Consider the following 10,764-nt stretch of genomic DNA (forward strand, 5'->3'; position numbering starts at 1 on the left):
GGGATCAGGTATGGTTGCTGGCCCAGGCGTCGACGATCTGGGAGGCGGTGGCGGTCCAGACCGCGTTGTCCGACGCGACCGCCTTGAGTAGCTCCGCCACGGCCGCCGCGCGGAACGGTTGGCCTGAGACGTAGGGGGTAAGGGTGAAGCCCAAGACCTGTCCGCCAAAGCGCGACGTTTCCGTCTTGCTCCAGGCGATCGCCTCCAGGATCTGGCGACTCCACACGACCTCGTCCTGCTTGCGGTCGGCCAGCAGCAGGCGGTCGTCCAGTTCGTTGGACAGCGGCGCGGCGATGATCTCGCCGCCTGGCGTGGTCATGCGAACGGGAACGGAGTCCTGCTCCCAGTCCAGGCAGGTCTCGAAGCCGGCCCGGGCCAGGAGTTCAAGGGTCGAGAACGACTGCTGGCGCGCGGGGCTCATCCAAACGCGCGGCGTTAGGCCGGCCCGCGCGAACAGAGTCCGGGTCTCGTCGATCCAAGCCGCTTCGGTTTCGCGTTCAAGCCCGCCCCAATGGATGTGGTCGGTGTCGACGCCATAGGCGGCGATCTCGTGACCGTCTTCCAGGATGGCGTCGACCAGCGGCCGGACCTTGTCGAGCAACACCGCATTGATCGGGAAGGTCGCCCTGGCGCCGGCTGCCTTCAGAGCCGTCAGTATCCGAAACACGCCCACTCGGTTGCCATAGTCGCGGGTCGTGAAGTGGCGCAGGTCCGGATAGGGCGTCACCATGGCGCCTGGGTGCTTGAACGGCTTGCCGGCCGGATTCAGCATATGGTGCTCGATCGGCACGACGATCATCGCGGCGACCGCCTTGCCTTCCGGCCAGGCGATGGGCGCGCGTTCGTCCGACGGACGCCACGCGTACAGCGTCTGGTCCATGCCGTACTGGCGCTTGGGATAGATGAGGTAGTCGTCGGGGAGGCTCATGCCTTGTCCTCCTGGTGCGCGAAGCCGAAGCCGCCCGTGGCGAGGCCACGGCCTTGGATGTCGTTCAGCGTCTGATCCCAATAGGTCTGCCGGTAGTAGCCGGCGATTTCGGCCGCGGTGGTGATCCAGACGTCGTCGGCGTGGGCGGCGATGTGCTTGAGCGCCGCCTCGAACGGGCCGATCCGGTGGGGCTGGCCGACGAGATACGCGTGCAGCGGAATGCACATCACCGTCCCGCTCTCCTCGCCCTCAGCCAGCAGCTGGTCGAAGTGGCGCTTGAGCACGTCGGCGTAGCGCCACGGGTCCATGCCCTGCTGGCCGTAGGTGATCACGTCATTGACCTCGAGCGAGTAGGGCATCGAGATCACCTGGCCCTGGCGGGTCTTGATCGGCTGGGGCTGGTCGTCCTGGAAGAGATCGCAGGTGTACCAGAAGTCGTACTCGCCCAGGAGCTCGAAGGTGCGCTCGGTGTGGGTGAGGGCGGGCGCCAGATAGCCCCGGATCCGCTGGCCGGTCGCCGATTGGATCGAGCGGATCGAGTCCTCGATCACCGCGCGCTCTTGCGCCTCGTTCATGCCGTACGAATAGCGGGTGTTGTAGATGCCGTGCGAGAAGAACTCCCAGTTCCGCGCGACGCAGGCCTCGATGATCTCGGGATGGTGGTCGATCAGGGCTGTCGACAGCGAGATCGAGCCGCGCATGTCGTAGCGGTCCATCATCTCCATCAGCCGCCAGTGGCCGACCCGGTTGCCCCAGTCGCGCTGCGAGTAGCCGACCACATCCGGCGCGGGCTTGGGCCAGCCGCCGCGCGAGGGGTTCTTGGGCGGGTCGAACTCGTAGAACTCGATGTTCGGCGCGATCCAGAAGGCGAGCTTCTTGCCCTCCGGCCATACAATCTTGGGGCGGTCCCTGTAGGGCCAGTAGTCGTAGAGGTTCGGGGTGGAATGCATGGCCGAGCCGCCTTACCGAGGGTTACGCATAGATCCAGGGACGCCGTGTCTTGTCTGCTTCGCGGAAAGCGTTGATCGCCTCGCGAGCGGTCAGGGTCAGATCGATCTCGTCCAGCCCTTGGCGGAGCATTTCCTGAGCTTCCGGCGCCAGCGGAAACGGCGCCGTCAGGCCCGACGGCGCGCTGATCGTCAGCGTGTCCATGTCCAGGGTCAGGCGACGGCCTTGGGGATCGACTTGAACCTCTTCCGCCAGCGCGGCGATCACGTCGGCGGGGACAGTGATCGGGGCGATGCCGTTGCGGATGCAGTTGTTGAAGAAGATCGGGTTGAACGACGGCGCCAACACGCCTCGAAAGCCATACTCCGCCAGGGCCCAGGCCGCGTGCTCCCGGCTCGAGCCGCAGCCGAAGTTCTCGCCGCCCAGCAGGAAGCGGACGCCCGCATAGGCCGGATCGTTGAGGACGAAGTCCGGATTGGTTTCACGGCCGCCAACGCTGGTGTAGCGCCAGCCGGCGAACAGGCCTTCGGCAAGGCCCGTCTTCGAGACGCCCTTCATCTCGCGCGAGGGGATGATCGCGTCGGTGTCGATGTTGGCCCGGATCAGCGGGGCGGCGACGCCGGTCAGCTTGGTCAGCGGTTCCATGTCAGCGGCTCAGCGGTCGGGGATCGGCGATGGCGCCGGCGATGGCCGAGGCCGCGACGGTCTCTGGCGAGGCCAGGTGCGAGCGGGCGCCCGGCCCCTGGCGGCTCTCGAAATTGCGATTGGTCGAGGTGACCACGCGCTCGCGCTCGCCGAAGCTTTCGCCGCCGACGAAGAAGCACATCGAGCAGCCGGACTCGCGCCACTCGAAGCCGGCGTCGAGGAAGATGCGGTCCAGACCCTCGATCTCGGCCTGCTTCTTCACCTGGCTGGATCCGGGCACGCAGATGGCGCGCACGCCGTCTGCGACCTTTCGGCCCTTCAGGATGGCGGCGGCGCGGCGCAGGTCGGAGATGCGGCTGTTGGTGCAGGAGCCGATGAAGGCGCCCTGGATCGGCAGGCCCAGCAACGGCTGGCCGGGCTTGAGGTCCATGTAGTCCAGCGCTCGGTCATAGGCCTCGCGGCTGTCGCGGGCGGCGACGCTTTCGTAGGCCGGGACCTCGGCGTCGAGCGGCGCGCCCTGCTGCGGGCTGGAGCCCCAGGTGACCATCGGCGAGACCTCGGTCGCGTCGATGCGCGCCTCGACGTCGAACACCGCGTCCGGATCGCTTCGCAGGGCCCGCCAGCTCTCCAGAGCCTGCGCCCAATGCTCGCCTTTCGGGGCGTAGGGGCGGCCGGCGAGGTAATCGAAGACCTTGTCGTCCGGGGCGATGATGGCGCTGAACGCGGCCAGCTCGGTCGCCATGTTGCAGAGGGTCAGCCGCTCCTCCAACGACAGGGCCTCGACCGCCGAGCCAGCGTATTCGACGATGCAGCCCTTGGCGCCGGACGACGACAGCTGGGCCACGACGTGGAGCGCCAGGTCCTTGGCCGTTACGCCGACCGCCAGGACGCCGTCGATCGTGATCCGCATGGAAAGCGGCTTCTTGATCCGCAGGGTCTGGGTGGCCAGGGCGTGCTCGGCCTCGGTCGAGCCGATGCCCCAGGCCAGGGCTCCCATGGCGCCTTGGGTGCAGGTGTGGCTGTCCGGACAGACGAGGGTGGCGCCGGGCAGGACGAGCGCCTGCTCCGGCGAGATCACGTGGACGATGCCTTGCCGCTCGTCGCCGATGTCGAACACCGTCAGGCCCGCCTCGCGAGCGGCGTTGCGGGTCTCGATGATGAACGCCGTGCCGGTTGGCATCAGGGTCTTGTCGGTGCGGCCGGGCAGGGTGTCGACCACGTGATCCATGGTCACGAAGGCTTGGCCAGGAGCGGCGATGGCTCGGCCGCTGGCCTTCAGGCTTTTTAGCGCGACGCCGCCGGTGCGTTCGTGCAGCAGGACGCGGTCGATCAAGATCAGCGCCGCGTCTCGTGCAAGCGATTGGACGGCGTGGGCGTCCCAGATCTTCTCGAACAGGCTTCTGCCGGTCATCCGGCGACGCTCTCGGGCTCGACCTTGGCCGGGTCCAGATAGACTCCCATGCGCTGGCCGTTCATCTCGAGGGGCAGGGCGGGCAGCAGGGTGCGCTCGCCGTTGGGGAGGCCCACCTCCACCAGGCCGCCCGCGGCAAGCAGGTGCGGATCCTCGAACAGGTCTTCGGGCCGGGTGATCGGGGCGAATGGCAGGCCGATGACCTCAAGCTTCGCCGCCAGCTCGGCCAGGCTGAACGATTTGAAGGCCTCGCGCACCACCGGAAGAATTCGGTCTCGCGCCGCGACGCGGGCGTTGTTGGCCGCCAGGCTCTCGTCGGCGCCGATCTCGCCGAGGTCGAAGGCCTCGCGGAAGGTCTTCCACTGGCTGTCGCTGACCACGCCGACGAAGATCTGCTGGTCGTCGCCGGTTTCGAAGACGTCATAGATCGCCCAGGCCGAGATGCGGGCCGGCATCGGGTTGGCCGCCTTGCCGGTGACCGCCTTCTGGGCCATGTGCTGGCCGACCAGGAAGGCGGTGGTCTCGAACAGCGAGCACTTCACGGCCTGGCCGCGGCCGGTCTTCTCGCGCTCGGCCAACGCCGCCAGCACGCCGATCACGCCGAACATGCCGCCGGTGACGTCGATCACAGACGCGCCCGCCCGCAGCGGTCGGCCAGGAGGACCGGTCATATAGGCTAGGCCGCCCATCATCTGGGCCACTTCATCGAGGGCTGTCCGGTTCTCGTAGGGACCGGCCAGGAAGCCCTTCGCTGAGCAGTAGATCAGCCGCGGATTGTCCTTCGACAGCGCCTCGTAGGAAAGACCCAGGCGCTCCAGCGCACCGGGACGGAAGTTCTCCAGGACGACATCGGCCTCCAGCGTCATGGCGCGGGCCTTGGCCAGATCGTCAGCGTCCTTCAGGTTCAGGAAAACCGCCTTTTTGTTGCGGTTGTACATCGGGAAATAGCCCGACCCGGATCCCACCAGGCGGCGCGTGGGATCGCCGCCGATCGGCTCAACGCGCGTTACGTCCGCGCCGAGATCGGCCAGGATCAGGCCCATGGTCGGGCCCATCACCATGTGGGTGAACTCGACCACCTTCAGGCCCGAGAGGGGACCGCTCGCCGACATGCGCAACTCCTGTCGCCCCTTGTTCGCAAGGGCGTTGGCTGAAACCTACAATATGATCTATAAATATATCAATTGTCGTTTTGGCGTTTTCAGGGGAAGCCGTTGGAACCCTCCATCCTGGTCAGTGAGGTCGGTCCGCGCGACGGGCTGCAAAGCATCAGCGCCATCATGCCGCTGGAGGCCAAGAAGGCCTGGATCGAGGCGGAATACCAGGCTGGCGTCCGCGAGATCGAAGTCGGCTCCTTCGTGCCGGCCAAGGTGCTGCCGCAGCTGGCCGACACCGCTGAGGTCGTCGCCTTCGCCCGAACGCTGCCTGGCCTCGTCGTGGCCGTGCTGGTGCCGAACCTGCGCGGCGCCCAGGCTGCGATCGAGGCCGGCGCGCACAAGATGACCCTGCCGCTCTCGGTCAGCGAGACGCACAGCCTGCGCAATATCAAGCGCACGCACGACCAGGTCCTGGATGAGGCCAAGGCCATCGCCGACCTGATCGCCGCCCAACCCGTCGAATCGCGTCCGAAGTTCGAGGGTAGCCTGTCGACGGTGTTTGGCTGCACGCTGGAGGGCGTGATCCCGGACGCCCAGATCCTGCGTCTGGCCGAGGGGCTTCTGAAAGCGGGTTGTCATGAGGTCGGCCTTTCGGACACCACCGGCTACGCCAACCCCGCCGAGGTCCGTCGCCTGATCCGCCTGGTGCATGGCGCGTTCGGCGAGGCGGTTCTGACGGGCATCCACCTGCACAACACGCGGGGCCTCGGGCTGGCGAACGCCTTGGCCGCGCTGGACTGCGGCTTGACGACGCTCGACGCCTCGCTCGGCGGCCTGGGCGGTTGCCCGTTCGCGCCGGGGGCCAGCGGCAACATCGTCACCGAGGACCTCGTGTTCATGCTGGAGGCGATGGGGCTGTCGACCGGGATCGACCTACCGGCGCTTCTGAAGGTGCGCGAGATCCTGCGGGCCGCCTTGCCGGGCGAGCCGCTTTACGGGTTCACGCCGGATGCGGGCCTGCCGCTTGGCTTCCATCCCGCCACGCTCGCCGCAGAATGAGCGTCGCCAGCCGTCTGGTCGATATCGTCTTTCCGACCGACACCAATCACCACGGCACACTGTTCGGCGGGACGGGGCTGTCGCACCTCGACAAGGTCGCCTTCGTCGCGGCGACCCGCCACGCCCGCATGGCCTTCGTCACCGCCTCTTGCGAGCGGATCGACTTCGGCGCGCCCGCGCGGCTCGGCGAGATCGTCGAGGCCGAGGGGCGCGTCATTCGCGTGGGCCGGCGCTCGATCGGCGTCGAGGCGGTGCTGAGCGCCGAGAACCTGCTGACCGGCGAACGGCGCGAATGCACGCGCGGGGTCTTCAACATGGTCGCCGTGCCGGCCGATGACGCGCCCTTACGAGAGATGCCCGCTCTTGAGCCTCCCTCCGAGCCGGAAGACGGCGCGCTTCGGATGATCGAGATGGTCTTTCCCGACCGCACGAACCACTACGGCACGTTGTTCGGCGGCGAAGCCCTGGCGATGATGGGCAAGGCGGCGTTCGTCGCTTCGACGAGGGCCCTGCGCGCGCCGGTGATGATGGCCGCCTCCCAGGCGGTGAACTTCCAGGCGCCGATTGATGGCGGCGATATTGTCGAGCTGACGGCGCGGGCGTTCGATATCGAGCCTGGCGTCGGCGCGACGGTCAGCGTCGAGCTGTGGGCCGAGAACGCCATCAGCGGTCTTCGCCGCCGATCGGCCGACGGCGCGTTTCGGATGCGGGTTCTCTAGGGGAGATGGCGTGGTGCAGGTCGACCTTCTGAAGCGCGCCTTTGTCGATCTTCCAGGGCGGCAGGTTCACCTGCGCCAGGGCGGGGAGGGGCCGCCGCTGGTGATGCTGCACGCCTCGCCGGGCGCCTCGGCCCAGCTGGCGCCGCTGGCGCGCCAGCTGGCGAAGACCCGCCGCGTGATCGCACCCGACACGCCGGGGCACGGCGACAGTCCGGTCCTGTCCGTAGCTCAGCCGGAGATGGCTGACTATGCGGGCGCGCTGATCGAGCTTCTGGATGCGATGGAGCTGGAGACGGTCGATCTCTACGGCTCGCACACGGGCGCGGCGATCGCCGCCGAGACGGCGCTGCTGGCGCCCGAGCGCGTGGGCAAGATCGTGCTGGACGGCTTTGGCCTGTTCTCGCCCGAGGAGCGAGACGAGTACCTGGCGCGGTACACGCCCAGTCTGACGCCCGACCTCAACGGCGCCTACCTGCAGACCGCCTTCATGTTCCTGCGGGACCAGCTGGTCTACTGGCCCTGGTATGGCCGGACCGCGACCCACCTGCACGGCGGGACCCTGCCGCCGCCGGAGGCGTTGCACAGATGGCTTGTCGAGGTTTTGAAGGCGGCTGAGACCTACCACCTGGCTTACGGCGCGGCGTTCCGCTACCCGGGCGCGGAGCGACTTCCGATGATCGGCCACCCGGTGCTGGCCTTGGCGCGTCCAAACGATCCGCTTCTACCGCATACCCGCGCCGCGGCCGATCTGCTTCCGAACGCCAAATACGTCGCTTTGGCCAGCGACGGCGGGGACCCCTGGGGATCAGATCCCGCCGCCGTGATCGAGGCTTTTCTCGCGACTGACTAGTCCCGCTTAAGGCGCGCGACGACCTTGCCCATTGAGCGGCCAGAGGTCAGCCAGTCGACAGCGTCATAGACGCTCTCGACGCCCTCGAACTTGGAGTCGTCGATCCGCACCGTGATCTTGCCCTGAGCGTAGAGCTCCAGCAGCTCCGCGCGCGCGGCGGGCCAGTGCGCGGTCAGTAGGCCGTTCATGAAGCCGCGGATCGAAGCGGCCTTGTAGTAGAGCTTGTGAGCGACGCGCGGGGCGGTGACCAGCTCGGGACCAGCGTCCATGTCCTGGGCGACGCCGGCGACGACCAGACGTCCATGCGGGGCCAGATTGTCGAGGAAGGCGTCGAAGACCTCGCCGCCGACCGTGTCGATCGCTAGGTTCAGAGCATCGCTGAAGTCGCGGTTCAGCACCTCGGCGATAGACTCGGCGCGGTAGTCGATCACGACGTCCGCGCCCAGCGACTTCACGAACGCGACCTTGCGTTCGCCGCCGCAGATGGCGATCACCTTGCAGCCCCGCAGCTTGGCCAGCTGGACCAGGATGTGGCCCAGGCCGCCGGCCGCCGCCGAGATGGCGACGGTCTCGCCAGGCTGGATCTGTCCGATCACATGCATGGCGACGTGCGCCGACACGCCTGTCGAGGCCAGGGTCAGCATCTCGGCCGTGCAGGCCGGCAGTTGCACGAAGGATTCGGCCGGCCCGATATTGCGTTCGCGGTAGCCGCCGCCGAAGCGGTTGCTGGCCACGGCGTCGCCGATTTTCAAGTCCTCGACACCAGGGCCGACGGCTTCGACGATCCCAGCGGCCTCGACGCCCATGACGATCGGCGGCTTCAGCTTGACGTAGGACACTGCGTCGCGGGCGATCTGGACGTCGAACAGCCCGTTGACCCCGCACCAGTGATTGACGACCCGAACCTCGCCCGGACCGGGCTCGGCGATCGGCAGCGCGACGATGTCGGCGGCCTCGCGGAGGGTCTTGGCGAAACGTTCGAGGCGCAGCGCGCGATAGGTCTCGCTCATGCGCCCAGACCCAGAACGCCGGGGTTCAGGCGGCCGTCCGGATCGACCTCGGCCTTGATCGTCTGGAGCAGGCGCCAGGCGGCCGGGTCGCGGCTGTCCTTGTAGGGATAGGTGCGGCCGATCTGGAAGTGGCCGGCGCCGTGCGCCTGGAACACCGCGATCACGCGCTTGCGGGCCTCGATCACCACCGCGGCCGCGTCGGCGTCCGCAGGCAGGGCGGGCAGCTTGGCCAGGTGCCCCGGCTCGATGGTGGCCTCGTGGATCGCCTGGCGGGCGTCGGGCCAATAGAAGGTCGGCTCGATGATGCAGGCGTTGGTCGACAGCGTGCAGAACAGGAAGCCGTTGTAGACGCCGTGCTTCTCGAACTGCGGCGCCATGTCGGCGAACACCTGGTTGAGGGCGGCGAAGGCGTCCTTGGCCCGCGACAGCGGCAGGACGCCGTGGACCGGCACCCAGCGCTCGCCCTCGGGACCCAGGATGCTGTTCAGCGGCGTGAACGGCATGGCGCGGATGACCTTGGGGATCGTGTTCTCGATCTCGCCGCCGGCGAAGCGGGCGATGATCGCGCGCACCTCGGCCATGTCGGCGTCGACGGCGGCCTTCGAGCGACCCTCGCAGATCACGTGCAGAGGATAGGTGTCCTCCTCGATGAACGAGCGGCCGGCCAGGGCGATCTTGGCGGCTTCCTTGACGCCGGCGAACAGGGACTTCTGCTTGGAGACCACGTTCTTCAGCGCCGAGACGTCGGCGGCGAGCGAGGCGCGTTTCATCCGAACGCGCGTCAGGCCAGGATCAAACCCGCAGAGTTCAGAGGCGAGGCCGGCGCGGGTGATGGTGTTCATCGCGTCCAGCATCTGCGCGCCGGTCTCGAAGGCGAAGGAGGCGTAGGCTTCGTGCGCTGGAGCCTGCATCAGGCGCAGGGTGATCTCGGCCTTGACGCCCAGGGCGCCGCAGTCGCCGGCGAACAGGCCCGTCAGGTCCGGCCCGTAGTGGCGCCAGTGAGCCTCGGTTCCGTCAGGGCGCTGAAGCCCCGTGCGCAGGATCTCGCCGGTCCCGGTGACCACGGTCACGGACACCACGCTCTCGCTGGTCGTGCCGTAGAGGCTGGCGCCGAAGAAGGCGTTCAGCTGCGATAGGCCGCCGCCGACGGTGGAGGTCAGGCCCGACAGCGGTCCCCAGAAAGGCGTGCGCAGGCCCAGCGGGGTCAGGGTGTCATGCAGCGTCTTCCAAGTGCAGCCGGCCTGGACCGTCACCGTCATGTCCTCGGCGTTGACCTTCAGCACCTTGTCCATGCGGCTGGTGTCGATCGACAGCGTACGCGGCGAGGTCGGTACATAGCCGGCCGTGTAGCTCATCCCGGCGCCACGTGGGGCGACATGCAGGTCATGGCGCGCGGCGACGCTGACGACTCGCGCCAACTGGTCGGTGTCCTCGGGCGAGACCACGGCGACGACCACGTCGTCGGAGACCTTGTAGATGTCCTGGCTGAACAGCTTGCGCCGCGCCTCGTCGCCGGCGACCCGGTCGACGCCGACGATCTGCTTCAGCTCGGCGAGGACCTGGCTTTGGGTGTCGGCGTCAGGCAGGACTGCGTCCATGGGATGTCTCCGAGCGGCGATTGCACTAATGATATAACCATATAACATCTGTCCGCGAAGCGAGCGCAAGCGGTCTCGCGCTCAAATCCGACGGAGTCGTCTCTGGTGACCATAAGGCGTGGCTTTGTTTGCGTGGGGGGCAGAGATGTCCACTATCGCACCGCGGGCGCCGGGCCGACCTTGGTGCTGCTGCACGACTCGCCGCGCTCCTCCAGCCTGCACGCGTCGCTTTTGGAGGCGTTCGGCGATCGGCGGGAAGTGATCGCTCTCGACACGCCGGGCTACGGAGACTCCGCGCCCCTAGTGGGAGAGCCGACGATTGCGGACTTCGCAGAGGCGCTCGCCGAGACTTTGGACGCCTTAGGCGTGTCCCGAGCGGTGTTCTATGGCTTCCATACGAGCTCCAAGATCCTGCTGGAGTTCGCCGCGCGTTATCCCGAGCGCGTGGCGCTGGCGGTGCTGGATGGCCTGTCCATTCCTGTCGGCGCTCCCGACGAGT

Annotated in this window: 11 protein-coding genes; 4 read left to right on the forward strand and 7 right to left on the reverse strand. The window is 67.7% G+C overall.

Features of this window, described 5'->3' with window-relative positions; translation table 11 throughout:
• Nucleotides 1–4: 4 nt before the first annotated feature.
• The 5 genes from DI526_RS04970 to DI526_RS04990 are packed head-to-tail and all read right to left on the reverse strand — an operon-like array spanning nucleotide 5 to nucleotide 5,044.
• Complete coding sequence (locus DI526_RS04970; protein ID WP_304274829.1) at nucleotides 5–928, reverse strand: polysaccharide deacetylase family protein; 924 nt, start codon at nucleotides 926–928, stop codon at nucleotides 5–7.
• Nucleotides 925–1,878, reverse strand: a complete 954-nt coding sequence (locus DI526_RS04975; RefSeq protein WP_304274832.1) for a polysaccharide deacetylase family protein — start codon at nucleotides 1,876–1,878, stop codon at nucleotides 925–927. The genes DI526_RS04970 and DI526_RS04975 overlap by 4 nt, the downstream gene beginning before the upstream one ends.
• Nucleotides 1,879–1,900: 22 nt before the next feature.
• Nucleotides 1,901–2,521, reverse strand: coding sequence for a 3-isopropylmalate dehydratase small subunit (gene leuD / locus DI526_RS04980; RefSeq protein ID WP_304274835.1), 621 nt, complete (start codon nucleotides 2,519–2,521; stop codon nucleotides 1,901–1,903).
• 1 nt (nucleotide 2,522) lies between these two features.
• A complete protein-coding gene (locus DI526_RS04985; RefSeq protein WP_304274837.1) occupies nucleotides 2,523–3,932 on the reverse strand; it encodes a 3-isopropylmalate dehydratase large subunit in 1,410 nt (469 codons plus the stop codon).
• Nucleotides 3,929–5,044: a CaiB/BaiF CoA-transferase family protein gene (locus DI526_RS04990; protein WP_304274839.1), complete on the reverse strand. Its 1,116-nt coding sequence runs from the start codon at nucleotides 5,042–5,044 to the stop codon at nucleotides 3,929–3,931. The genes DI526_RS04985 and DI526_RS04990 overlap by 4 nt, the downstream gene beginning before the upstream one ends.
• Before the next feature lie 102 nt (nucleotides 5,045–5,146).
• Between DI526_RS04990 and DI526_RS04995 the strand changes: the two genes are divergently transcribed.
• From DI526_RS04995 to DI526_RS05005, 3 genes are read left to right on the forward strand one after another with little or no spacing between them, the layout of a single operon-like run.
• The gene (locus tag DI526_RS04995) at nucleotides 5,147–6,088 is read left to right on the forward strand and encodes a hydroxymethylglutaryl-CoA lyase (protein WP_304274841.1); all 942 of its coding nucleotides are present in this window, start codon (nucleotides 5,147–5,149) and stop codon (nucleotides 6,086–6,088) included.
• Entirely contained in the window at nucleotides 6,085–6,807 is a 723-nt protein-coding gene (locus DI526_RS05000; RefSeq protein ID WP_304274844.1) for an acyl-CoA thioesterase, read from the forward strand. Before DI526_RS04995 ends, DI526_RS05000 begins: the two co-directional genes overlap by 4 nt.
• A gap of 13 nt (nucleotides 6,808–6,820) precedes the next feature.
• Nucleotides 6,821–7,657 carry an alpha/beta fold hydrolase gene (locus tag DI526_RS05005; RefSeq protein ID WP_304274846.1) on the forward strand — a complete coding sequence of 279 codons (837 nt, stop codon included), beginning with the start codon at nucleotides 6,821–6,823 and terminating at the stop codon, nucleotides 7,655–7,657.
• Here DI526_RS05005 and DI526_RS05010 read toward each other — a convergent pair.
• The gene (locus DI526_RS05010; RefSeq protein ID WP_304274848.1) at nucleotides 7,654–8,667 is read right to left on the reverse strand and encodes a zinc-binding dehydrogenase; all 1,014 of its coding nucleotides are present in this window, start codon (nucleotides 8,665–8,667) and stop codon (nucleotides 7,654–7,656) included. The genes DI526_RS05005 and DI526_RS05010 overlap by 4 nt on opposite strands.
• Nucleotides 8,664–10,265 carry an FAD-binding oxidoreductase gene (locus DI526_RS05015; RefSeq protein WP_304274851.1) on the reverse strand — a complete coding sequence of 534 codons (1,602 nt, stop codon included), beginning with the start codon at nucleotides 10,263–10,265 and terminating at the stop codon, nucleotides 8,664–8,666. The genes DI526_RS05010 and DI526_RS05015 overlap by 4 nt, the downstream gene beginning before the upstream one ends.
• 183 nt (nucleotides 10,266–10,448) lie before the next feature.
• On the opposite strand from DI526_RS05015, the gene DI526_RS05020 reads away from it, so the two are divergent.
• Nucleotides 10,449–10,764, forward strand: a 316-nt coding sequence (locus tag DI526_RS05020) for an alpha/beta fold hydrolase (protein ID WP_304274854.1), incomplete at its 3' end; no start/stop codon positions are given.

This window comes from Caulobacter segnis (assembly GCF_003243465.1).
GTDB classification, from domain to species: Bacteria; Pseudomonadota; Alphaproteobacteria; order Caulobacterales; family Caulobacteraceae; genus Caulobacter; species Caulobacter segnis_A.